Annotated in this window: 20 protein-coding genes; 16 read left to right on the top strand and 4 right to left on the bottom strand. The window is 73.8% G+C overall.

From position 1 onward, the window contains the following. Positions 1-436 precede the first annotated feature (436 nt). The 12 genes from KS03_RS24760 (at position 437) to KS03_RS24705 (ending at position 15094) form a co-directional block, all read left to right on the top strand. Positions 437-1726: a glycosyltransferase gene (locus tag KS03_RS24760; protein WP_015875542.1), complete on the top strand. Its 1290-nt coding sequence runs from the start codon at positions 437-439 to the stop codon at positions 1724-1726. Between the two features lie 50 nt (positions 1727-1776). Continuing rightward, a complete protein-coding gene (locus tag KS03_RS24755; protein ID WP_015875541.1) occupies positions 1777-2385 on the top strand; it encodes a D-glycero-alpha-D-manno-heptose-1,7-bisphosphate 7-phosphatase in 609 nt (202 codons plus the stop codon). After that, positions 2382-3578 (top strand): glycosyltransferase family 9 protein, encoded by a 1197-nt coding sequence (locus KS03_RS24750; protein ID WP_015875540.1) that lies wholly within the window; start codon positions 2382-2384, stop codon positions 3576-3578. The genes KS03_RS24755 and KS03_RS24750 overlap by 4 nt, the downstream gene beginning before the upstream one ends. Positions 3579-3602: 24 nt before the next feature. Next, positions 3603-5348 (top strand): carbamoyltransferase family protein, encoded by a 1746-nt coding sequence (locus KS03_RS24745; RefSeq protein WP_015875539.1) that lies wholly within the window; start codon positions 3603-3605, stop codon positions 5346-5348. After that, complete coding sequence (locus tag KS03_RS24740) at positions 5345-6424, top strand: glycosyltransferase family 2 protein (RefSeq protein WP_080763606.1); 1080 nt, start codon at positions 5345-5347, stop codon at positions 6422-6424. Before KS03_RS24745 ends, KS03_RS24740 begins: the two co-directional genes overlap by 4 nt. Continuing rightward, positions 6421-7545, top strand: coding sequence for a glycosyltransferase family 9 protein (locus KS03_RS24735; RefSeq protein WP_039201870.1), 1125 nt, complete (start codon positions 6421-6423; stop codon positions 7543-7545). The genes KS03_RS24740 and KS03_RS24735 overlap by 4 nt, the downstream gene beginning before the upstream one ends. Then, positions 7535-8491 carry a glycosyltransferase family 4 protein gene (locus tag KS03_RS24730; protein ID WP_015875536.1) on the top strand — a complete coding sequence of 319 codons (957 nt, stop codon included), beginning with the start codon at positions 7535-7537 and terminating at the stop codon, positions 8489-8491. Before KS03_RS24735 ends, KS03_RS24730 begins: the two co-directional genes overlap by 11 nt. Positions 8492-8552: 61 nt before the next feature. Then, positions 8553-9584 (top strand): UDP-glucuronic acid decarboxylase family protein, encoded by a 1032-nt coding sequence (locus KS03_RS24725; protein WP_015875535.1) that lies wholly within the window; start codon positions 8553-8555, stop codon positions 9582-9584. A 217-nt stretch (positions 9585-9801) separates the two neighbouring features. Then, positions 9802-10884, top strand: coding sequence for a catalase family protein (locus KS03_RS24720; RefSeq protein ID WP_015875534.1), 1083 nt, complete (start codon positions 9802-9804; stop codon positions 10882-10884). A 32-nt stretch (positions 10885-10916) separates the two neighbouring features. Further along, complete coding sequence (locus tag KS03_RS24715) at positions 10917-13250, top strand: FdhF/YdeP family oxidoreductase (RefSeq protein WP_015875533.1); 2334 nt, start codon at positions 10917-10919, stop codon at positions 13248-13250. Positions 13251-13304: 54 nt separating this feature from the next. Then, positions 13305-14456, top strand: a complete 1152-nt coding sequence (locus KS03_RS24710; RefSeq protein WP_127913954.1) for an acyl-CoA/acyl-ACP dehydrogenase — start codon at positions 13305-13307, stop codon at positions 14454-14456. Between the two features lie 11 nt (positions 14457-14467). After that, positions 14468-15094, top strand: a complete 627-nt coding sequence (locus KS03_RS24705; RefSeq protein WP_015875531.1) for an SAM-dependent methyltransferase — start codon at positions 14468-14470, stop codon at positions 15092-15094. Between the two features lie 8 nt (positions 15095-15102). Here the strand turns inward: KS03_RS24705 and KS03_RS24700 are convergent, their stop codons facing one another. From KS03_RS24700 to KS03_RS24690, 3 genes are all read right to left on the bottom strand, one after another. Continuing rightward, positions 15103-15921 (bottom strand): PIG-L family deacetylase, encoded by an 819-nt coding sequence (locus tag KS03_RS24700; RefSeq protein ID WP_015875530.1) that lies wholly within the window; start codon positions 15919-15921, stop codon positions 15103-15105. Beyond that, on the bottom strand, positions 15918-16643 hold the full coding sequence (locus tag KS03_RS24695) for a glycosyltransferase family 2 protein (protein WP_015875529.1): 726 nt from the start codon (positions 16641-16643) through the stop codon (positions 15918-15920). Before KS03_RS24695 ends, KS03_RS24700 begins: the two co-directional genes overlap by 4 nt. A gap of 121 nt (positions 16644-16764) precedes the next feature. Then, positions 16765-17145 (bottom strand): hypothetical protein, encoded by a 381-nt coding sequence (locus KS03_RS24690; protein WP_039202793.1) that lies wholly within the window; start codon positions 17143-17145, stop codon positions 16765-16767. Between the two features lie 615 nt (positions 17146-17760). On the opposite strand from KS03_RS24690, the gene coxB reads away from it, so the two are divergent. Genes coxB through KS03_RS24670 form a run of 4 tightly spaced genes read left to right on the top strand, consistent with a single transcriptional unit; the run spans position 17761 to position 23189 of the window. Beyond that, entirely contained in the window at positions 17761-18816 is a 1056-nt protein-coding gene (gene coxB, locus KS03_RS24685; protein ID WP_088499478.1) for a cytochrome c oxidase subunit II, read from the top strand. 7 nt (positions 18817-18823) lie between these two features. Continuing rightward, positions 18824-21472 (top strand): cytochrome c oxidase subunit I, encoded by a 2649-nt coding sequence (gene ctaD, locus KS03_RS24680; protein ID WP_045678906.1) that lies wholly within the window; start codon positions 18824-18826, stop codon positions 21470-21472. After that, complete coding sequence (locus KS03_RS32945; protein ID WP_015875526.1) at positions 21469-21852, top strand: hypothetical protein; 384 nt, start codon at positions 21469-21471, stop codon at positions 21850-21852. The genes ctaD and KS03_RS32945 overlap by 4 nt, the downstream gene beginning before the upstream one ends. Further along, positions 21846-23189, top strand: coding sequence for a cytochrome c (locus KS03_RS24670; RefSeq protein ID WP_015875525.1), 1344 nt, complete (start codon positions 21846-21848; stop codon positions 23187-23189). Before KS03_RS32945 ends, KS03_RS24670 begins: the two co-directional genes overlap by 7 nt. A gap of 13 nt (positions 23190-23202) precedes the next feature. On the opposite strand, the gene KS03_RS24665 is transcribed toward KS03_RS24670, so the two are convergent. After that, positions 23203-24360: a sensor histidine kinase gene (locus KS03_RS24665; RefSeq protein ID WP_015875524.1), complete on the bottom strand. Its 1158-nt coding sequence runs from the start codon at positions 24358-24360 to the stop codon at positions 23203-23205. Positions 24361-24443: the final 83 nt, after the last annotated feature.

Here is a 24443-nt window from a genome sequence, read left to right as displayed (position 1 = left end):
GCGGCGGCGCATCGGCCCGCCGCTGCCGTCGCGCACCGCCTGCATGCGCCATCGCACGCACCTCTCAGGAGCCGAGCAAACGGCACGCCAGGCCCGGCTGCCCGCCCGAGCCGCCGCCCCGGGGCCGCCGCACGAGGCCGTTCCGGCCGTTTTCACACGCCTTCGATAGATCGGACTCCGGACGATTTCGCTGCGCTGCTGCGTTACAAGCGTTTGTAAAAAACCGTGGCAAGCCCCCCCGCCATCGCGGCCTGTCACGCCCGCCCATCAAGCGTTTCGCCAGTGTCTCGAAGCGCCTCGCGGCGCCGGTCGCCCAACTGGGCACGGCCCATGCTCGAACGGCAGTGACGCCGCCTCACCCGTGCTCCCCCCCAAGGGCAGGGATCGGCGCCGTCGCCGACCGTCCCCCCTTCATCGAACCCCGCAAAGGATCGTCATGAAAATAGCGCTCATCAGTGAACATGCCTCGCCGCTGGCCATGGCCGGCGGCGTGGACAGCGGCGGACAGAACATCTATGTCGCGAACGTGGCGCGGCAGCTCGTGGAGGCGGGTCACCGCGTGGACGTCTTCACGCGGCGCGACCGCTCGCTGCTGCCGCGCATCTCGAACATGGACGGCGCGCGCGTGATCCACGTGCCCGCAGGCCCGCCGAAGCAGCTGCCGAAGGAGCAGCTGCTGCCGTTCATGGATGAATTCGCCGCATTCCTGATCGCGTTCTTCCGGCACGAGCCCGAGCCGTATCAGGTGATGCACGCGAACTTCTTCATGTCGGGCCTGGCCGCGCTGAAGGTGAAGGCCGCGCTCGGCATCCCGCTGGTCACCACCTTCCATGCGCTCGGCCGCGTGCGCCGGCTCCATCAGGGCGCCGACGACGGCTTTCCCGACGCGCGCTTCGCGATCGAGGAGGCGCTGGTAGCCGGCTCGGACCGCGTCGTCGCCGAATGCCCGCAGGATCGGTCCGACCTGCTCGAACACTATCGCGCCGACGCGGCGCGCATCGAGATCGTGCCGTGCGGCTTCGACGCCGCCGAGTTCCATCCGCTCGAGCGCGCCGCCGCGCGCGACGCGCTCGGCTGGCGCCATGACGAATTCGTCGTGCTGCAGTTGGGCCGGCTCGTGCAGCGCAAGGGCATCGACAACGTGATCCGCGGCGTGGGCGTGCTGCGCCGGGAGCATCGCGCCGAGGCGCGGCTGATGGTGGTGGGCGGCAACTCGGATGCGCCCAACGAGCAGGCCACGCCCGAGATCGCGCGGCTGCGCGGCGTCGCGCGCGAGGCCGGCGTGGCCGACCTGACCCGCTTCCTCGGCCGCCGCGGACGCGCGGATCTGCGCTACTTCTACAGCGCCGCCGACGTGTTCGTGACCACGCCCTGGTACGAGCCGTTCGGCATCACGCCGGTGGAGGCGATGGCCTGCGCCACGCCGGTGATCGGCGCGGACGTGGGCGGCATCCGCCATTCGGTGGCCGACGGCGTGACGGGCTTCCTGGTGCCGCCGCGCGACCCCGCCGCGCTCGCCGCGCGGCTGGCGCAGTTGCGCGCCGATCGCGCGCTCGCGCGGCGCATGGGCGCGGCCGGGCTCGCCCGCGCGCGCGCGGAATTCACCTGGCGGGGCGTCGGCGACGCGCTCGCGCGGATCTACGCGCGCGTCGCCCGCCTCGCGCCGCAACAGGCGGCACCGGTGGCGCCGGCCGCGCGCGCCGCGGCCCGCGCCTCGGCCGGTTGAACGCCGTGCCGCGGCTTCCTCCCTTCCCCGACGCTCGCCACCCGACGCCCATGAACTCGACCGCCGTGTTTCTCGACAAGGACGGCACCCTGCTCGACGACGTTCCCTACAACGTCGATCCGGCGCGCATGCGCTTCGCGCCGGGCGCGCGCGCGGCGCTGACGCTGCTGGCCGCGCGCCGCGTCGCGCTGATCGTCGTCAGCAACCAGTCGGGCGTCGCGCTCGGGCGATTCGCGCCCGATGCGCTCGACGCGGTCGCCGCGCGGCTGCGCGCGATGTTCGCCGAGTGCGGCGCGACCCTGGCCGGTGCGTACTGGTGCCCGCATCACCCGCGCGGCAGCGTCGCCGCCTACGCGCGCGCCTGCGGCTGCCGCAAGCCGGCGCCCGGCATGCTGCTGCAGGCCGCGCGCGAGCATGGGCTAGACCTCGCGCGCAGCTGGTTCGTCGGCGACATCCTCGACGACGTGGAAGCGGGCAACCGCGCCGGCTGCCGCACCGTGCTGCTCGACAACGGCCACGAGACCGAGTGGCTGCCCGGCGCGTTGCGCGTGCCCACCGCCCGCGCGGCCGATCTGCACGGAGCCGCCCGCCTGATCGCGGCGCACGACGGCGGGGCGCCTGCCGGCGCAGGCTCGGCGGACGCGGAGGCGGCACGATGACCTCGCCGCTGTCGATCCTCCAGCCGACGCTGCCGCACGCACGCGTGCCCGACACGGCGCCGCTCGCCCCGTGGGGGGAGAACGTGCGCCGCATTCTCTGCGTGCGCCCCGACAATCTCGGCGACGTGCTGATGACCACGCCGGCGCTGCATGCGCTGCGCCACGCGGCTCCCGGCCGCCGCCTCACGCTGCTGGCCTCGGGCAGCGGCGCCGCGCTCGCGCCGTTTCTCGAGGATGTCGACGAGGTGATCCGCTACGACGCGCCGTGGGTCGCGCAGCCGGCCGGCGCGGTGCGCACCGGGCAGGACGATCAGCGAATGATCACGGCGCTGCGCGAGCGGCGTTTCGACGCCGCCGTGATCTTCACCGTCTACAGCCAGAGCCCGCTGCCGGCCGCCATGCTGTGCCGGCTGGCCGGCATTGCGCGGCGCCTCGCGCACTGCCGCGAGAATCCGTATGGCCTGCTGACCGACTGGGTGCGCGAATCCGAGCCGCAGCAGCACACGCGCCACGAGGTGGCGCGCCAGCTCGACCTGGTACGGCAGACCGGCGCGCTCACGGCCGACACGCGCATGCGCTTTCGGCTCGCCAGGCACGACCGCCTGGCGCTCGACGCGACCCTGGCGGCGCGCGGCGTCGCCCACCCGGCCGGCTGCATCGTGCTGCATCCCGGCGCGACGGCCGCCTCGCGGCGCTACCCGGCCGAACGCTTCGGCGAGGTGGCCGCGCGTCTCGCGCGCGAGACCGACGTGCCGCTGCTGGTCACCGGCGGCGCCAGCGAAGGCCCGCTCGCCGCGGCGGTGATCGAGGCGGCCGGGCCTGCCGCGCGCGCGCGGCTGCACGACCTGAGCGGCGCGCTCACGCTCGGGGAGCTCGGCGCGCTGCTCGAGCGTGCCGGCCTGCTGGTTTCGAACAACAGCGGGCCGGTGCATCTGGCCTCGGCGCTCGGCACGCCGGTCGTCGACCTCTACGCGCTGACCAACCCGCAGCATGCGCCGTGGCAGACGCCGCACCGCGTGCTGTTCCGCGACGTCGAATGCCGCTGGTGCCATCGCGGCGTCTGTCCGCAGCAACACCACGCCTGCCTGCTCGGCGTGACGGCCGACGAAGTCGTGGCGGCCGCGCTCGAACTGCACGCGCCGGCTGCCGCCCGCCGGCTGCAGCCGGACGCCGGCCCGGCCGTGGCCCCCTGAACCCTTCCCTTCCTGCGAACGCCCATGTACACACTCGGAATCAACGCCGTCTATCACGACAGTGCCGCGGCCCTGCTGCGCGACGGCGTGGTGCTCGCCGCCGCCGAAGACGAGCGCTTCACCCACGTCAAGCATGCCAAGCGCCCGGTGCCGTTTTCCACCTGGCAGTTGCCGTTCGACGCGATCGACTATTGCCTGAAGGCCGCGGACATCACGCTCGCGGAGGTGGACCACGTCGCCTATTCCTACGATCCGGCGCGCTTCGGCGGCATGCCCACGGATGCCGGCGCCACCATCGAGCTGCCGCTGCGGCCCGGCGCGGCGCCGCTCGCGGACCCCTCGGCCTCGCCGTGGGACCCGCTGTTCCTCAGCTACATCACCAACGCCAAGGCGCAGTTGCTCGACGGCGCGCCGCATCACCTGCGCAAGCGCTTCCAGGGCGTCGATCGCGAGCGCGGCTTCCAGTGGCACTTCGTCGAGCACCATCTGGCGCACGAGGCCAGCGCGTTCCTGGCCGCGCCGCTCGGCGACACGGCGGTGCTGACCATGGACGGCCGCGGCGAGGGCGTGACCACCAGCATGGGGCAGTTCGTCGGCGGCCGCTACGAGCGGCTCAGGCAGGTGGAGCTGCCGCACTCGCTCGGCCTGCTCTACGAGGCCGTGACCGACTGGCTCGGCTTCCTGCGCTCGTCCGACGAGTACAAGGTGATGGCGCTCGCCTCCTACGGCGAGCCGGCCTACCTCGACGCCTTCCGCGACATCGTTCGCTACCGCAACGACGGCAGCTACACGGTGGAGGCGCCGCGCCTGGTCGAACGCTTCGGGCCGCCACGCGAACGCGGCGGCCCGCTCGAGCCGCGCCATTTCGACATCGCGCACTCGCTGCAGCGCGTGCTCGAGGAGACGGTGCTGCAGCTCGCGGCCTGGCTGCACCGGCGCACCGGCCTGGACCGGCTCTGCCTGGCGGGCGGCGTCGCGCTGAACTGCGTGATGAACGCGAAACTGCGCGACGCGGGGCCGTTCTCCGAGGTCTGGGTGCAGCCGGCCGCGGGCGACGCCGGCACGGCGCTGGGCGCGGCGCTCTGGATCGATCATCGCGAGCGCGCCGCGCAGGGCGACCGCGAGCGGCGCTGGACCATGGAGCACGCCTACCTCGGGCCGCAATACGGCGAGGACGAGATCGAGCGCTTCCTGCGCTGGTCGAAGCTGCCCTACCGGCGGCTGGCCGACGTCGCCGGCGACACCGCCGCGCTGCTGGCCGACGGCAAGGTGATCGGCTGGTATCAGGGACGCACGGAGTTCGGGCCGCGCGCGCTCGGCGCGCGATCGATCCTCGCCTCGCCGATCGACCCCGGCATGCAGGCCCGGCTCAACGAGATCAAGGACCGCGAGGATTTCCGCCCGGTCGCGCCGGTGGTGATGGAGGAGCACGCGGGCGACTGGTTCGTGGGCGGCCGCGCGGCGCCGTTCATGCTGTTCGTGTTCGACGTGCGCGCCGACCAGGCCGAACGGATTCCGGCCGTGCGCCACGTGGACGGCACGGCGCGGGTGCAGACCGTCAGGCGCGCGCAGCATCCGCTCTATTACGATCTGCTGGAGGCGTTCCGCATCCGCACCGGCGTGCCGATCCTCGTCAACACCTCGTTCAACACGCGCGGCGAGCCGATGGTGAATTCGCCGCGCGACGCCGTCGAATCGTTCTGGACCTCGCCGCTCGACGCGCTCGTGATCGGCCCGTTCCTGATCGAAAAAACCGGGGCGGCGCGATGAGCACCTCGGCGTTCGACCGGTTCGAGGCAGGCCCGGTCACCGACCGCGGGCACCGCGTCGACGCGCGCGCCGCGGGCGACGCCGCGCAGGTGCCGCCCGCCGGGCTCGACGTCTCGGTGGTGGTGCCCACCTATGGCCGGCCGGACCTGCTGGCCACCTGCCTCGCGGCGCTCTGCGCGCAGGATTTCGCAGCCGGCCGTTACGAGATCATCGTCTGCGACGACGGCCCCGACGCGGCCACGCATGCCTGCGTGGCGCACGCGGCCGCGCAGCACGCCGCGCGCGGGCTCGCCGTGCGCTATCTGCCGGTGACGCGCACGCAGGGGCCGGCGGGCGCCCGCAACGCCGGCTGGCAAGCCGCCCGCGCCCCGCTGGTGGCCTTCACCGACGACGACACGCGGCCCGACCGAGGCTGGCTGGCGGCCGGCGCCGCCGCGCTGCGGCACGGCGCGGCGGCCGCGGCCGGCACCATCGTCGTGCCGCTGCCGGCCCGGCCGACCGACTACGAGGCCGACGCGAGCGGCCTGGCACGCGCCGAATTCGCCACCGCCAACGTGTTCGTGGCGCGCTGCTTCCTCGCCGCCACCGGCGGCTTCGACGAGCGCTTCACGGCCGCCTGGCGGGAAGATTCCGACCTGCAGTTCTCGCTGCTGCGCGCGGGCGGCGAGATCGTGCGCGCGCCCGATGCCGTGGTCGTGCACCCGGTGCGCCCGGCGCGCTGGGGCGTGAGCATCGCGCAGCAGCGCAAGAGCCAGTTCGACGCGCTGCTGTACCGCAAGCACCCCGTGCTGTATCGCGCGCGCATCGGCGCGCGGCCGCCGCTGCATTACTACGCGATCCTCGCGGCGGCGCTGGCGGCGGGCGGCGCGGCGCTGGCGGGTGCCGCCGCCGCGGCGCTGGCGCTGCTCGCGCTCTGGTTCGCGCTGACCGCGCGCTTCTGCCTGATGCGCCTGCGCGGCCGCGACCGCAGCTGGCGGCACATCGCCGAGATGGCCTGGACCTCGGTGCCGATCCCGTTTCTTTCCGTGTACTGGCGACTCTACGGCGCCGTCCGCTTCAAGGTGTTCTTCCTATGAGCGCATCCCCGTTCCCGATGGCCCCGGCGCCGCGCCGCATCGCCGTGTTCCGCGCCTTGCAGCTGGGCGACATGCTGTGCGCCGTGCCGGCCCTGCGCGCGTTGCGCCGTGCCGCGCCCGCGGCCCGGATCGCACTGATCGGCCTGCCGTGGGCGCAGGCGTTCGTCGAGCGCTACGCCGACCTGCTCGACGAGCTGATCGTGTTTCCCGGCGCGCCCGGCTTCCCCGAACAGCCCGAGACCGACGCCGGCCTGCCCGGCTTCTTCGCCGCCATGCGCGCGCGGCACTTCGATCTGGCGATCCAACTGCACGGCAGCGGCGGCGTGGCCAACACGCTGCTGCTCGAACTCGGCGCGCGGGCCAATGCCGGCTTCGTGCAGCCCGGCGAGGCGGCGCGGCGCGGCACCTTCGTCGACTGGCCCGATACGCTGCCCGAGCCCGAGCGCTACCTGCGGCTGATGGAGGCGCTCGGCGCGCCGGCCGTGGACCGCCGGCTCGCGTTCCCGCTGCAGCCGCGCGACCACGACGAATGCACAGCCCTGATCGCCGAGCACGGCCTCGAACCGGCGCGGCTGGTGCTGGTGCACCCGGGCGCGCAGCTGCCCTCGCGCCGCTGGCCGCCCGAGCGCTTCGCGGCGCTGGCCGACCGGCTGGCCGCCGACGGCTGGCAGATCGCGATCACCGGCACCGCCGCCGAGGCGGCGCTGGCGGACGCCGTCTGCGGCGCGATGCAGGCCCCCGCGCGGCATCTGGCCGGCGCCACCTCGCTCGGCGGCCTGGCCGCGCTGGTCGCGCGCTCGCGCCTCGTGGTCTGCAACGACACCGGCATCTCGCACGTCGCGGCGGCCCTGCGCACCGCCTCGGTGGTGGTGGCCTCGGGCAGCGACACGCGCCGCTGGGCGCCGCTCGACCGCGTGCTGCACCGCGTGCTGGCCGACTATCCGCCGTGCCGCCCCTGCCTGTTCCGCGACTGCCCCTACGGCCACGTCTGCGCGCTCAACGTCAGCGTCGAACAGGCCGCGGGCGCGGCGCGCAGGCAGCTCGAACACGTCCACGGCGCCCACCGGGCCCCGCCCGCCGGCGCCGCCGGCCCCGCCAAGGAGACCCATCATGCTGCCTGAGCGCCGCCGGCTGCGCGTGCTGACCTGGCACGTCCACGGCAACTACCTCTACTACCTGAGCCAGACGCCGCACGAGTTCCATCTGGTCACGCGGCCGGGCAATCCGCCCGGCTACGCCGGCAAGGTCGGCGTGCTGCCGTGGGGCGACAACGTCCACGAAATTCCCGCCGAGCGGGTGCGCCACGAGGATTTCGACGTGATCCTGTACCAGCACCGCACGCACTGGGAGCACGACCGCGAGCAGGTGCTGAGCGCCGCGCAGCAGCGCCTGCCGCGCGTGGTCGTCGAGCACGATCCGCCGCAGGAAAGCCCGTTCGCGCAGCGGCACTGGGTGGACGATCGCGACACGCTGCTGGTTCACGTCACGCATTTCAACCGCGTGATGTGGGATGGCGGCGCCACCCCGACCGCGGTGATCGAGCACGGCGTGGTGGTGCCGGCCGGCGTGCGCCACAGCGGCGAGCTCGAGCGCGGCATCGTGGTGGTCAATCACCTCGCGCAGCGCGGGCGCCGGCTCGGCGCCGACCTGTTCGAGGCCGCGCGCGAGCAGGTGCCGCTCGACCTGGTCGGCATGGACGCCGAACGGCTCGGCGGCCTGGGGGAGATCGGCAACCTCGAGCTGGCCGCGTTCTGCGCGCGCTACCGCTTCTTCTTCAATCCGATCCGCTGGACCAGCCTGGGCCTCGCGATCGTCGAGGCGATGACGATCGGCATGCCGATCGTGGGCCTTGCCGCCACCGAGCTTGCCACCGTGATCCGCAACGGCGAGAACGGCTTCATCCACACCGATCCCGCCGCGCTGACGGACGCCATGCGCGCCCTGCTGCGCGATCCCGCCGAGGCGCGGCGGCTCGGCGACGGCGCGCGGCGCACCGCGCTCGAACGGTTCGGCATCGGCCGCTTCGTCGACGACTGGCACCGCACGCTGCTGCAGGTTGCCGCATGACGGGCAGCAACCGGCTCCGGCGCACTCCCGCGCATCGCGCATACAACGAGGGCGAGGCACCATGAAAGAACTGACGCGCAAACGCATCCTGGTCACCGGCGGCGCCGGGTTTCTCGGCTCGCATCTGTGCGAGCGGCTGGTGGCCGACGGCCACGACGTGCTCTGCGTCGACAACTTCTACACCGGCACCAAGGACAACATCGCGCACCTGCGCGACTGCGACAACTTCGAGCTGCTGCGCCACGACGTGACCTTCCCGCTCTACGTCGAGGTCGACCAGATCTACAACCTCGCCTGCCCGGCCTCGCCGATCCACTACCAGCACGACCCGGTGCAGACCACCAAGACCAGCGTCCACGGCGCGATCAACATGCTGGGCCTGGCCAAGCGCGTGAAGGCGCGAATCTTCCAGGCCTCGACGAGCGAGGTGTACGGCGACGCGCTCGTGCATCCGCAGAAGGAGGATTACTGGGGGCACGTCAATCCGCTCGGCCCGCGCGCCTGCTACGACGAGGGCAAGCGCTGCGCCGAGACGCTGTTCATGGACTACCGGCGCCAGCACGGCCTGCAGATCCGCATCGCGCGCATCTTCAACACCTACGGGCCGCGCATGCATCCGGCCGACGGCCGCGTGGTGTCGAACTTCATGATGCAGGCCCTGCAGGGCGAGCCGCTCACGCTCTACGGCGACGGCTCGCAGACGCGCTCGTTCTGCTACGTGGACGACATGATCGACGCGTTCGTGCGTCTGATGAACCTCGACGAGGACCCCGGCGGCCCGGTCAATCTCGGCAACCCGCACGAGGTGACGATGCGCGCGACGGCCGAGCGGATCGTCGCCCTCACCGGCTCGGCCTCGCCGATCGTGCTGCACCCGCTGCCCGTGGACGACCCGTGGCACCGCCAGCCCGACATCGCGCGCGCCCAGGCGCTGCTCGGCTGGCGGCCCGGCACCTCGCTCGACGAGGGGCTGGCCGCCACCGCCCGCTATTTCCGCGACCGCATCGAAGCCGGCGGCGCAAGCGGCGGCAGCCACAACGGCCGCCGCGCGCCGCACGCCGCACGCCGGCCGGAGCCGGCCGCGCCGCGCTGAAGCGCCGGCGCCGCGGTGGGCACGGCTGCCAGGCCGCGCCAGGGCCGCAGCGAGGCCCGCCGCCCTCGTGCTTTTCTACAAGCCGGGCCGCCCGGTTGCGCGCGCCGCGGCGGCGCAACCGCGCCCGGCGCCGTGCGCAGCCGCGCCGGGCGCGGCCGACGGTGCCGGGCACGCGGCTTGCCTCTGCAGAGATTCCCACCGCCGCGCGGAGATCGCGATGACCGCCCCCCTGCTGACGATCCAGCCACTGCCCTTCGACCCGATGTTCGAGCAGATTCCCGACGACGAGGCCGACACGGTGCGCGAGCTGATCGACGCACTGCACCAGATCCAGCAGACCGCCGCGAACGACTGCGGCCACGCCCTGCGCAGCCTGCATGCCAAGAGCCACGGCCTGCTGGACGGCGAACTGACGGTGGCCGAGGGCCTGCCGCCGCCGCTCGCGCAAGGCGTGTTCGCCCGCCGCGGCAGCTATCGCGTGACGCTGCGCCTGTCCACCACTCCCGGCGACCTGCTCGACGACGCGGTGTCGACGCCGCGCGGCCTCGCGCTGAAGCTCGCCGACGTCGACGGCGAGCGGCTGCCCGGCAGCGAGGCGCTGCGCACGCAGGACTTCGTGATGGTCAATGCGCCGGCCTTCTCCGCGCCCACGCCGAAGGCCTTCGTGCGCAGCCTGAAGCTGCTCGCGCAGACCACCGGCCGCGCCCCGGGCGGCAAGCGGGCGCTGTCGGCCGTGATGCGCGGCGCCGAGCGCATGCTCGAGGCGGCGGGCGTGCCTGGCGCGGCGCTGAAGAACCTCGGCGGCCATCCGGCCAGCCACCTCCTCGGCGAGACCTTCTACACCTGCGCGCCGTGCCTGTACGGGCCGTACTTCGCCAAGCTGGCCGTGGTGCCGGTGTCGCCGGAGCTGGTCGCGCTCAAGGGCGCGCCGCTCGACCTGAAGGGCCGCCCCGACGCGCTGCGCGACGAAGTGGTGGCGTTCTTCGCGCGCCACGGCGGAGTCTGGGAGCTGCGCGTGCAGCTGGCGACCGACCTCGAGCGTATGCCGGTGGAGGATGCCTCGGCGGTCTGGCCCGAGGACGCGAGCCCCTACCTGACCGTCGCCACCCTGCGGGTGGTCGCGCAGCCGGCCTGGAGCGCCGCGCGCGCGCGGGTGGTCGACGACGGCATGTCGTTCAGCCCGTGGCACGGGCTCGCCGCGCACCGCCCGCTCGGCGGCGTGATGCGCGCGCGCCGGCCCGCCTACGCACAGTCCGCGGCGTTCCGCGAACGGTTCAACGGCTGCCCGGTTCACGGCTGAGCCGCGCGGCCACTTGCCCAGGAGCATCGATCATGCACGACAGCCCCGATCCCAGCCCGCACCACGACGGCCTCGACGCCGAACCGGAGACCCGCAACGACGCCTATCCGCATCCGGCGGGCGGATGGGGTTCGATGAAGGCGGTGGTGGCGATCCTCGCGAGCGAACACGCCGTGCGCAAGGGCGGCGCCGCGCTGATGCGGCAGAACAAGCCCGACGGCTTCATGTGCGTGAGCTGCTCATGGGCCAAGCCGGCCGGCCCGCATCCGTTCGAGTTCTGCGAGAACGGCGCGAAGGCGACCGCCTGGGACACCACCTCGAAGCGCGTCGGCGCCGACTTCTTCGCGGCGCATCCGCTCGCCGAACTCGAGACCTGGCACGACCATGATCTCGAGGCGGCCGGCCGGCTGACCGAGCCGCTGCGCTACGACGCGGCCAGCGACCGCTACCTGCCGGTGAGCTGGCAGCAGGCGTTCGACGAGATCGGCCGCGAGCTGAACGCCATCGAGCCGGCCCGCGCGGTGTTCTACTCGTCGGGCCGCGCCTCGCTGGAGACCTCCTACCTGCTGCAGCTGTTCGCGCGCCAGTACGGCACCAACAACCTGCCCGACAGCTCGAACATGTGCCACGAGAGCAGCAGCGTCGGGCTGAAGGCGTCGATCGGCGTCGGCGTCGGCACCATCGGCCTGGAGGACTTCGAGCAGACCGACCTGATGTTCTTCTTCGGCCAGAACGTCGGCACCAACAGCCCGCGCATGCTGCACCCGCTGCAGGACGCGCGCCGCCGCGGCGTGCCGATCGTCACGTTCAACCCGCTGCGCGAGCCGGGCCTGGTCGGCTTCGTCAATCCGCAGTCGCCGCGCGAGATGCTCACGCCGGGCGACACGCAGATTTCCACGCAGTACCACCAGCTGCGCATCGGCGGCGACGGCGCCGCGCTGGCCGGGCTCTGCAAGGCCGTGATCGCGGCCGACGACGCGGCGCTCGCCGCGGGCGCGCCGCGCGTGCTCGACGTGGCGTTCATCGAGGCGCACACGCGCGGCTTCGATGCGTTCGCGCAGCAGATGCGCGAGACCGGCTGGGACGCGATCGAGCGCGAGAGCGGTCTCGCGCGCGCCGACCTCGAGCGCGCCGCCGCCCTCTACGCGCGCGCGAACGCGGTGATCGTCCACTATGGCATGGGCATCACCCAGCACCGGCTCGGCGTGCAGAACGTGCGGATGATCTGCAACTTCCTGATGCTGCGCGGCAATCTCGGCAAGCCCGGCGCCGGCGTCTCGCCGATCCGCGGCCATTCGAACGTGCAGGGCCAGCGCACCGTCGGCATCACCGAGAAACCCGAACTCGCGCCGCTCGACGTGCTGGCCCGCCAGTTCCGCTTCGAGCCGCCGCGCGAGGCCGGCATGAACGTGGTGGAGGCGTTCGAGGCGATGCTCGAGGGGCGCCTCGACGCGGTGTTCAGTCTCGGCGGCAACCTGCTGCGCTCGGCGCCGGACCGCGGCCGCATCGAGCCCGCGTGGCGGCGGCTGAGGCTGACCGTGAACGTCGCCACCAAGCTGAACCGCACGCATCTGCTGCCCGGCGCGGTGTCCTACCTGCTGCCGTGCCTGAGCCGCGTCGAGATCGACCGGCAGGCGGGCGGCGCGCAGGCCGTGTCGATGGAGGACAGCACCGGCCGCATGCACGGCTCGCGCGGCGTGGTGGAGCCGGCCGGCGAGGCGCTGCGCTCCGAGCCGTTCATCGTCGCGGAACTCGCCGCGGCGACGCTAGGCGCGCGCAGCACGGTGCCGTGGAGCGCCTGGCGCAACGATTACCGGCTGATCCGCGAGGCGATCGCGCTGACCTACCCGGACATCTTCCACGACTTCGACGCGCGGATGTGGACGCCCGGCGGCTTCGCGCGGCCGCTGGCGGCGCGCGAGCGGCGCTGGCAGACACCGAGCGGCAGGGCCGAATTCGCGATGCTCGAATCGCTCGGCGCGGACCCCGACCTGGCCGCGCACGGTCCCGGCGTGCTGCGGCTGATGACGATGCGCGGCGACAGCCAGTTCAACACCACGATCTACAGCCTCGACGACCGGTTCCGCGGCATCTACGGCGACCGCATGGTGCTGCTGATGCATCGCGACGACATCGCCGCGCACGGGCTCGAGGAAGGCCGGCGCATCACGCTGCAGACCGTGGCCGACGACGGCATCGAGCGGCGCGTGGCCGGCCTGAAGCCGGTGCCCTACGACATCCCGCGCGGCTGCGTAGCCGGCTACTACCCGGAATGCAACCCCTTGCTGCCGCTCTGGCATTACGCGAAGGACAGCAAGGTGCCGGGCGCGAAGTCGATTCCGGTGCGCATCGTGGCGCCGGCCTGAGCGGCGCGCCGCGCGGCGGCACGCCGCTCATCCCTGTTGACGAGGAACCCCGCCATGACGCCGACCACTCCGGAACGTCCCCCAGCCTGCGGCCCGCACCCCATGCAGCGGCCGGCGCCCGGCGCCGCCGCGCCCGATGCGCGCGTGCCGGCCGCGCAGGCCGTCCGTCCCGACGCGCTGCTCGAGGGCCTGACGCTGCCGCTCGACGAGGCCGCGCTGGCGGTGGCCGCTCGCCGCGCGGCGGCCGCCTTGCCGCCGCCGCGCCCCGGCGGCGGCCACACACTCGCGCGCTGGCGCTTGCTGGCCGAGCTGGCCGCGCTCGACCTGCCGCTCGCGAAAATCTACGAGGCCCATGCCGACGCGCTCGCGATTCTCGACGAATTGGGCACGGCCGCCGGCGGCGCGCAAGCGGCCAGCGGCGGCGCGCTGCTGGCGGTCTGGGCCGCGCGCGCGCCGCGCGACGAGCTGCGCATCGTCGCGCGCGACCTGGCCCACGACATCTCACCCGACGCCCGTCCCGCAGGCCGCTACGTGCGGCTCACCGGCAGCAAGCCCTGGTGCTCGGGCGCGCACTTCGTGGACGCGGCGCTCGTCACCTGCGTCGGCGCCGACGGGCGCGACGAGCTGGCCCTGCTGTCGATGCGGCAGCCCGGCGTGACGGTCAGCGGGCGCGGCTGGGAGGCGCTCGGCATGCGCGCCACGCAGAGCGTCGAGATCGATCTGGTGAACGCGCGCGCGCGGCTGGTCGGCGCGAGCGGGGCCTATCTGGCGCGCCCCGGCTTCTGGCAGGGCGGCGCCGGCATCGCCGCCTGCTGGTACGGCGCCGCGGCGGCGCTGGCCGAGCGCCTGCGCGACGCCGCCGCGCGGCGCGACGACCCGCATCTGCGCGCCCACCTGGGCGCCGCCGACGTGGCGCTCTGCGCCGCGCGCGCGCTGCTGCGCGAGGCGGCGCAGCAGATCGACGCCCGCCCCCAGGCCAGCGCCATGGCGCTCGCGCTGCGCGCGCGCGGCGCGGTGGAACACGCGGCCGAGGCGGTGCTGCGCGCGAGCGCGCATGGGCTCGGCGCCGGCCCGCTGTGCCGCGACCGCTGGTTCGCGCAGATGGCGGCCGACCTGCCGGTGTTCCTGCGCCAGAGCCACGCCGAACGCGACCTGGCCGTGCTCGGCGCAACCGTGGCGACCGAGCCCGCACCGTGGCCGCTGTGAGGGCGCGCTCCATGGCCGACGCCGACGAAGACGGGGGGCCGCGCCGCGCCGCTCGCGAGCATTTCGAGGCGAAGTTCGCGCAGCAGGCGGACCCGTGGCACTACCGCACGAGCTGGTACGAGACGCGCAAGCGCGCGCTGATGCTGGCCGCGCTGCCGCGCGAACGCTATCGGCGCGGCTTCGAGCCCGGCTGCGCGAACGGCGAGCTGTCGGCCTGCCTCGCGCCGCGCTGCGAGCTGCTGCGGTGCGCCGACTTCGCGCCTAGCGCCGCCGCGCTCGCGCGCGCGCGTCTGGCCGGATTCGCGCAGGCCAGCGTCGAGCTGCGGACCATGCCCGAGGACTGGCCGGAGGGCCGTTTCGATCTGGTCGTCATCAGCGAGTTCGCCTACTACCTCGATGCCTCGCGCTGCGCGCAACTTGCGCGGCTCGCCTGCGCGGCGCTCGACGCCGACGGCACGCTGGCGTGCTGTCACTGGCGCCACGGCGCCGAGGACATGATGCTGAGCGCTGCCGCGGTCCACGCGCTGTTCGCGCAGGCCGCGCGGCAGGCCGGGCTGCATGCGCGCACGCGGGTGGACGACGCCGATTTCCTGCTCGAGGTGTGGAGCGCCGAGGCCCCGCCTGCGGCGCGGCGCTGAGCGCGCCCTCAGCGCGTCCGGGCGCGGCGCTCGGCGAGCCAGTAGCGCTCGGGCGCGTCCAGATCGGCCAGCCGCGCGTCGCCGAACGCGCGCAGCTGGCTCGCATAGGCCGCGATCGCGCGCCGCCTGACGGCGCGGGCCGGCTCGCCGCCGCGCGCGGCGCTCCAGCCGGCCCGCAGCGGCGTGAGGCGCCAGCCCGCCCGCTCCAGGCGGTGCAGGCGCGCGGCCGTCACGCCGGGAACGCCGCGATGGATCGCCTCTTCGTAGACGAGCCAGGCCCGCCGCCGCTGCCGCCGCGCCAGCAGCTGCCAGGCGTCGGCCACGCAGCGATGGTCGGGATGGTGCAGGCCGAGCGGGACCAGCGGCACGGCGCCCGGGCAGCGCGCCAGCTGCGCGGCCAGCGCGCGTGCCAGGGCTTGCTGGCCGGGCGGCGGCCCGTACTGGCCGTCCAGAAACGGCAGCCGCAGGCCGCGCGCACCGCAGATCCGCAGCGCTTCGTCATCCTCACGGATGCGCTCGCGCAGTGCCGCCGTGGAATCGGCGAAGCCGCCTGCCGCGTCCCAGGGCCGGCATTGCGGCGGCGCGGGCAGGCCCGCGAACACGGTGCAGACCACCGTGCCGGGCCGCGTGGCGAGCAGCGACGCGCAGCCGAACACGGCATCGTCCAGATGCGGCGACACCACGAACAGCGGGGCACGGGCATCCAGCGCCGCCCGCACGGCCGCGGCGCCCGTGCGGGACCAAGCGCGCCGGCCCGCAGGCATCGTGCCGGCTGCGCCGCGCGGCGGCTCGAACCCCGGGCGGCCGCGACGCGGGACGGTGCTCATGCGGGCGCATCGGCCGCCGGCACCGCCTCGCTCATCGCCACGCCGTTCTCGGCACGCAGCGTGTCGAGGCCCCTGCCCGCCCATGCCGCGAGCGTGTCGCCGAAGCCGCCGCGCGCGCGCGGGTCGGTGCGCGCGCTGGTGGTCACGCGCGGCGCGGCGCTCCAGGCGATGCGCGCGCCGGCGCCGGCCAGCCGCTCCACCAATGCGACGTCCTCGTCGCAGGCCAGCGGCGGGAAGCCGCCGGCGCGAAGGTAGGCGTCCGCGCTGACGCCGAGGTTGGCGCCATGCACGTGCCGGTGGCCGTCGGCGTCGCGGTAGCGGTGCCGCCATGCCTCGACGACGCTCGCCGGATGGCCGCGCCAGTCGCCCACGGCCACCGTGCCGCACACGGCGTCGGCGCCGAGCGCCAGCTGCGCGACGAGCCAGTCGGGCGCCACCCGGCTGTCGGCATCGGTGAACGCCAGCCAGCGCGCGCCGTGGCGCAGCAGCAGGTCGGCGCCGGCCGCGCGGGCGGTGCCGACGTTGCGCGCCTGCACCACCACCGTCTCCACGCCATGGCGCGCGGCGATGCGCGGCGACGCGTCGCTGCAACTGTCGAGCACCACCACGATGCGCACGGGCTCGCCGCGCAACGCCGGATGCCGCGCGGCCGCGCCGGCCGCCGCCAGGCATCGCGCGAGACGGCGCGCTTCGTTGTGGGCGGGAATCGCGACGCCGATCATGAAGGCTCCTTGCCATGGAAACAGCGCCGGCGCGGGCCGGCATGCTGGAGAGGCGCCGGCGCCATCACCGGAGCGGGAAGTCGAACCCGGCCGAGCCACGCGCGGGGCCGCGCCGCCGGCGTCATCGGTACGGACGCAGGTCGAGCTTCTGCGAGGCCTCGCCGGTGCGGTCGTTGTAGGCGCGCGTCTTGTCCGCGAGCTTGCGGTAGGTGGCCTCGTAATCGGCCTGGCTCGGGCCGCCCACGAACGGCCACTTGCCGCTCTTGTCGGCGTACACCACGCCCAGCGTGTCGTTGTAGTACCGGACGCAATCGGGAATGCCTTGGTCACGGTCGAGGCGCCCGCATGCCGCGACGAAGCGGTCGGCGCGCTGCGTGTCCTCGATGGCCTCGCTGCGCTGGGTGCCCGAGCTGACCATGTAGGCCATGTAGGCGACCACGCCCACCACGACCACGCCGGTGGCGATCGCGAAGCTGCTGGTCTTGCCGGGGGTCTTCGGCATCGTCGAATCCTCGTCATGAATGGTCACCCGCTCGCCACCGCAAGCTTCGTGCCGCATCCCGGGCAGCGGCCGCCCCGGCCCGCGCCGCAGGCCCGGCGGGCTTCGGCGGCGGCCGGCACGGCGCGGCGGATGTGCCGGCGCCCGGATATTTTTGCAGCGGGCAAACGCGATATTGCAAGCCTGCGGATGCAAACGGATCGCGCCGCCGCATCCTGCGTGCCGCCGCCACTGCTTGCATGCGCAACGAAGTCCGGGCCGGAATCGGCCGGAACCGGCCGGCCAGGATGCGCTGCGCGCAGGCGCAGGGGCGGGGCGGACCGTCCCCGCGGCGCGCGGCACCGCGGCCGTGCCGCCTTGCGGCCGGCTTTTGTACAAACGCTTGTAAGCCGTGCCGGCGGTGGCGCCGCCGGCCGCGCCGCGCGCCGCGATCGTGCCGCGCATGCGGATTGCTCGCCGTCTCGGCATCGGCGCCGCGCCGCGGCGCCCTGTTCCGGGAGACCCGATTTGCCGGTCCGCTGCCTTCCGTTCCCGCCCGCCCTGGGGCACGCCGCCGCGCACGAGCGGCCGGCCTGTCGCCGCTCGCCGCGCGGCGGTCCCCGCGCCGCGGGCCCGGCCGTGCCCGCCCGGCAGCGTGACGCACGGCGCAGGCCGCGCGCGGACCTGCACGCCGTCGCGCGCTATGCCGGCTGCGGTGGTCTCGCCGCCGGCCTGCCGGCGCGTGCCGCCGCAGAGGCGGCCCAAGGCGCGCGGCCGCTGGCCTATATCGCGCACGCGGCGGGGCCGGCCGCGCGGCCGGTGCTGGTGCTGGGCTGGGCCCTGATCGCGCTGGAGGCGGGCGTGTGCCTGGTGATCGCCGTGCTGCTGGCGCTGGCGATCTGGCGGCGCGGCCGGCGCGACGGGCGCGGCGGCCTGACGATGGTGGTCGGCGGCACGCTCGTCTCGACGCTGCTGCTGTTCGCGGCCACGGTGGCGATGCTGCGCGTGCTCGGCATGGTGGCCGCGCCGCCGCGCCGGCCGGCGCTGACGATCGTGGTGAGCGCCTACGACTGGTGGTGGCGCGCCGCCTATCCGGCCCAGGACGGGCACGGCGCCGCGATGGTGACCGCCAACGAGATTCACATCCCGGTCGGCGAGCCGGTGCGGATCGAGCTGCACAGCGCCGACGTGATCCACGCGTTCTGGGTGCCGCAACTGGCCGGCAAGACGCAGGCCATTCCCGGCCAGACCAACCACCAGTGGCTGCAGGCGGACCAGCCGGGCGTCTACCGCGGCCAGTGCTCGCAATACTGCGGCGTGCAGCACGCGCACATGGCCTTCGAGGTGATCGCGCAGCCGCCCGATGCCTATCGCGCATGGCTCGCCGCGCAGCGCCGGCCGGCCGAGGCGCCGCGCACGGCCCAGGCGCGGCGCGGCCAGGCCGTGTTCGCGGCGCGCTGCGCCGGATGCCATGCGATCCGCGGCAGCGAGGCGGCCGGCAGCGCCGGGCCGGATCTCACGCATCTGGGCGCGCGCCGGCTGCTCGCGGCCGGCACGTTCGCCAACACCCCCGCCAACCTGCGCCGCTGGATCGCGCAGGCGCAGCAGCTCAAGCCCGGCAGCGCGATGCCGTCGATCGCGCTCGACGCCGGCGACGCCGATGCGCTGGCCGCCTATCTCGCCACCCTGCACTGAGCCGCCGATGCCGCCCCGCCCCGCCACCGCCACCGCCACCGCCACGCGCCCGCCGCCGCTCGCCCGCCGCCCCGAACTCGACGCGATCACACCCGATTCCGCCGAGGCGAGGGCGCTCGCGCAATTATGGGAATCGCCGCCCGGCCTGCGCGGCTGGCTCGCCACCGTCGATCACAAACGCATCGGCCTGCGCTACATCGTGACCGCGTTCGCGTTCCTGCTGGCCGGCGGCGCGGAGGCGCTGGTGATGCGCGTGCAACTCGCGCGGCCCGAGGCCAGCGTGCTCACGCCGCAGCAGTACGACGCGCTGTTCACGATGCACGGCGTGACGATGATCTTTCTTTACGCCCTGCCGGTGCTGTCGGGCTTCGCGAACTATCTCTGGCCGCTGATGCTCGGCTCGCGCGACATGGCGTTCCCGCGCCTGAACGCGTTCTCGTACTGGTCGTTCCTGGGCGCCGGACTGTTCCTGTACGCGAGCTTTCCACTCGGCGCGGCGCCCGACGCGGGCTGGTTCAACTACGTCCCGCTCGCCTCGCTCGACTACAGCCGCGGCGTGAACCTCGACATCTACGCGATCGGCATGATCCTGCTCGGCATCTCGACCACCGGCGGCGCGGCGAACTTCATCGTCACGCTGCTGCGCATGCGCGCCCACGGCATGTCGGTGGACCGCCTGCCGATCATCGTGTGGGGCACGCTGACGGCCTCGGTGGCGAACCTGCTCGCCGTGCCCTCGGTGAGCCTCGCGTTCTTCCTGCTCTGGATGGACCGCAACGCCGGCACCCACTTCTTCGACGTCGCCCGCGACGGCCGGCCGCTGCTCTGGCAGCACCTGTTCTGGATGTTCGCGCATCCCTGGGTGTACGTGGTGGTGCTGCCGGCCATGGGGATCGTCTCGGACGCGCTGCCCACCTTCTGCCGGCGCCCGCTGGTGGCCTACGAGGCGGTGGCGGTCTCGACCGTCGCCACCATGCTGGTGGGCTTCGAGGTCTGGGTGCATCACATGTTCGCCACCGGCATCGCGCCGCTCGCGCTGGCGTTCTTCGGCGCGGCCAGCATGCTGATCTCGATTCCGAGCGCGGTGGCCGTGTTCGCCTGGATCGCGACGATCTGGACCGGGCGGCCGGTGTTCCGCACGCCGTTTCTCTACTTCGCCGGCTTCGTGCTGATGTTCACGGTGGGCGGCGTCTCGGGCGTGATGACGGCCGCCGTGCCGCTCGACTGGCAGCTGACCGACACCTACTTCGTGGTGGCGCACCTGCACTACGTGCTGCTCGGCATCAACGTGTTCCCGGTGCTGGGCGGCATCACCTACTGGTTCCCGAAGTTCACCGGCCGCCTGATGAACGAGCGATTCGGCCGCGCCACGTTCTGGGTGATCGCGATCGGCTTCAACCTCGGCTTCTTTCCGATGCACGTCTCCGGCTTGCTGGGCATGCCGCGCCGCATCTATACCTATCCCGCCGGGATGGGCTGGAACACCTCGAACCTGCTGTCGACGATCGGCGCGTTCGTGTTCGGCGCCGGCACCCTGATGTTCGTCGCCAACGCGCTGGTGAGCGCGCGGCGCGGCCGCCGCGCCGGCGCGAACCCGTGGCGCGCGCCCGGCCTCGAGTGGTCGGTGCCCTCGCCCGCGCCCGTCTACAACTTCGCGACGCTGCCGCTGATCGGCTCGCGCCATCCAATGTGGGAGCCGGCCGACGCGGCGCGACGCTCCAGCCTGCAGGTCGGCTATCGGCTCCACGAGGGCCGCGAGGCGCTGGCGGTCACGCCGCTGGCCGCGCGGCCGGACGCGATCCTGAAGATGCCCGCCGACAGTGCCGTGCCGTTCGTGCTGGCATCGCTGGCCACCCTGCTCGGCGCGGCCCTGCTGGTGCGCTCGCCCACGCTCGCGGCGCTGGCGGCGGCCGGCTGCGCCGCGGCGCTCGGGTTCTGGCTGTGGCCGCGCGACTCGCTCGGCCAGCGCGCGCGGGCGGGAGCGCCGGCGCGCCAGGCGGCACCGGAGTCGCGCGCCGCGGCGCGGCTGCCGCCCGCGTTCCCTGCGGGCGCCCCCGTGCCGTGCCAAACGGCGCTGCCGGTCGCCAGCGCCGGCGAGCACGCGAGCGGCTGGTGGGGCGTGGTCACGCTGATCGTCACCGAGGCCGGCCTGTTCGGCTATCTGCTGTTCTGCTATTTCTACCTGCAATCGCAGACCAGCGCCGTCTGGCCGCCGGAAGGCGCGCCGACCATCGCGCTACCGGCCATCAACACCGCGGTGCTGCTGTCGAGCAGCGGCTGCGTGTGGCTGGCCGAACGCGCCGTGCGCGCCGGCCGCCGCCGGCACGCGGTGACGATGCTGGTGCTCGCGCTCGCCCTCGGCACCGCGTTCGCGCTGGTGCAGCTGCACGAATGGCACGAGCGTGGCTACGGTCCCGCCACGCATCTGTACGGCAGCCTCTATTTCACGATCACCGGATTCCATCTGGCCCACCTCTTCGCCGGCCTGCTGATGCTGGCGCTGCTGGCCGTCTGCACCGGCCTGCGCGCGTTCGACGGCCACCGCCACGCCGCGCTGACGATCGGCGCGCTCTACTGGCATTTCGTCGACCTGGTCTGGCTGGTCATTTTCGCCGCCCTGACGCTCGCGCCCTGGTGGCAGAGGCACGCGGGATGAAGCCGTCCATCCGATGCCGTGCGCGGTGGCGGCGCTGGATGCCGGTGGCGGCCGGCCTGCTCGGCGCGCCCGCGCTCTGGAGCCTGCAGATGCTGGGCTCGCAGACGCTGGCCGCCACCGTCTGCGACGCGCACGGTCCGGGGCCGGCGCTCGCGCAGCGGCTGCCGTTCGGCGCCGCGCTGGCCGGGCTGGCCGCCGTCGCGTGGGTGCTGGCGCTCGGCTGCACCGCCTGGGTCGCGCGAGCGGTGTGGCGCGGCGAGCGCGACGGCAGCCGGCGGTTTCTCGCGCGATGCGGGCTGCTGGCCGCGCTCGGCTTCGTTGCCGGACTCGTATTTACCGGCATGGTGTCTCGCTTCGTTGCACCCTGCCTGCCATGGTGAGGCACACCCTACCCGGCACCGGGCCGCTGGCACGGATCGCGACCGCCTGGCTCGCGGCGGGCGCACTGTTCGGCTGCCATCAGCCGGCACCGCCCGCCGAGCCGGTCGAGCCGGCCGCTGCGAGCGCGCCGGCGGCCCTCATCGAGCGCGGCCGCTACCTGGCAACGGCGGCCGACTGCGCGGCCTGCCACGACGGCGCCGAGCACCAGCCGCTGGCCGGCGGCCTGCCCGTCAATTCCCCGTTCGGGCCGATCTACGCGCCCAACCTCACGCCCGACCCGGTGCACGGCATCGGCCGCTACACCTACGAGCAGTTCGATGCCGCGTTGCGACGCGGCGTGCGCGCGGACGGCGCGCGCCTCTATCCGGCCATGCCTTACGCGTCCTATGCCAAGCTCGACGACGCCGACACCCGGGCGCTGTACGCCTATCTGATGCACGGCGTGACGCCGTCGTCGAACGCGGTCCGCGCCACGCGGCTGCCGTTCCCGTTCGACCAGCGCTGGGGCCTGGCCGTCTGGAGCGCGCTGTTCGGCAATCACGCGCGGTTCGTGCCGTCGCCCGCGCACTCGGCCGCATGGAACCGCGGCGCCTATCTGGTGCAGGGTGCGGGCCATTGCGGCGCCTGCCATACGCCGCGCGGCCCGGCCTACAACGAGCGCGGCTACGACGAGCACAGCCGCGCCTATCTCACGGGCGGACTCAACGACCACTGGTTCGCGCCGAACCTGACGGGAGCGCCGCGCGACGGCCTCGGCCGCTGGTCGGCCGACGACATCGCGGGGTTCCTCGCGACGGGGCACGCTCGTGGCGGTGCCGCGTTCGGCGCGATGGCGCCGGTGGTGACCGACAGCACCTCACGCCTGACCGACGGCGATCGCCGGGCCATCGCGGTCTACCTGAAGTCGTTGCCTGCGCAACCGACTGCCGCGACCAACCCGTTCGGCATCGGCCTGCCTCGCGCGGTGCCCGCCGGCCCGGCCGGGGCCGGCGGCAGGCAACTGCCCGGCGCGGGCCTGTACGCGAGCTTCTGCGCGCGCTGCCACGGCACCGACGGCGGCGGTCGCGGCAGCCAGGTGCCGCCGCTGGCCGGCAACCCGGTCGTCGTCGCGGACGACGCGACCAGCGCGATACGCATCGTGGTCGAGGGCTACACCCCGCCGCCCGGCTCACCCGGCCCGGCGGCGGACTCGCGCGCGATGCCGGCGATGGCCGGCAAGCTCTCGTCGGACGAGATCGCCGAGGTGCTGAGCTTCGTGCGCGGGGCATGGGGGAATCGCGCCGCGCCGGTCGCCACGCGCGAGGTTCAGGCGCTGCGCGCGGCGATCCACCGCTGAAGGCACGCGCGGCTCATCCGGCCGCGCCGCCGGGCGGCTCGGCCGCGGCCGAGCTGGCATCGCGCGGCAGGCGTACCGTGAAGCGCGTGCCGCGCGCATCCGAGGCCACCTCGACCGTCCCGCCGTGCGCCGTCGAAATGCAGCGGCAGATATACAGCCCGAGCCCGATGCCCGCAGCGATGCCGGCGCGGCGCGGCACGGAATCGGCACGCGTGAGCGGATCGAACAGCGTGGGCAGCGCCTGCGCCGGGATCGGTTGGCCGGGATTCGACACCGTCAGCGTCACCCAGCCATCGCTGCCGCGTACCTCGACGCCGATCTCGCCGGTGCCGTAGCGGGCGGCATTGGACAGCAGATTGAACAGCAGCTGCCCGAGGCGCCCGCCATCCCAGGTTCCGCCCAGTTGCCCCGTGCAATTCAGGTCGATCACCGCCTCGGAAAACAGCTGGCGGATTTCGTCACACGCGTCGCGGCACAGGCGCCCCATGTCCTGCGGCGAGACGTCGATCGGCATCGCGTCGCCGAGCCGCGTGCGGGTGAAGATCAGCAGATCGTCGATCATCCGCTTGATGCGCAAGCCGCTGCGCTGCGCGTACACCGCCGCATGGCGGCTCGAGGGCACGAGCGTGTCGTCACGCAGCAGGATCTCGGCCGAAATGAGCACAACCCCGAGCGGCGAACGCAGGTCATGCGCGAGCGCGCCGGCGAACAGGTCGCGCATCCGCTCGGAACGCCGCGAGAACTGGCGCACCGACTCGGTGATGCCCTGATCGATCGCCTCGTTGAAGCGGATCATCTCCTGCAACGCCTGCGGCCCCGCCAGGGGCCCCGGCTCCCAGCGGCGCAGCACGCTCGCGCGCAGCGCGCGATATTCGGCGATCACTTCGTTGAGGTCGAAGCCCTGCGCGAGGCGGTCGTCGGCATGCAGCACCGAGACCGCATCGAGCGCCTGGTCGAGCTCGCGCTTGGCGCCGCGTGCCTTGTCTTCCTGTTGAGCGGCGGTCTGCGCCTTTCGCATGTTCGCCGCGACCTCGATCAGGATTCGCCGGGCCGAATCGCGCAATTCGGTGAACGAAAGACGGCTACGACCCTGGTGGAGACTGGCCGCATGCCGCGCCCAGTCGTCGATCAATGCTTCGATGTGCGTTTCTATGAAAGCTGACAGGCTCATACCGCTCTCTCGGTGCAAGCAGGTTCGAAACGGGCGTCCGGCCCGCGCTGAAGTCCCGGCCCGGTGCGCGGGCGTGGCCGCGC

Origin of the sequence: Burkholderia glumae LMG 2196 = ATCC 33617 (genome assembly GCF_000960995.1) — a bacterium.
GTDB classification, from domain to species: domain Bacteria; phylum Pseudomonadota; class Gammaproteobacteria; order Burkholderiales; family Burkholderiaceae; genus Burkholderia; species Burkholderia glumae.
The sequence above is the reverse complement of the archived record's forward strand: the minus strand, read 5'-3'. Positions and strand labels throughout refer to the sequence as shown.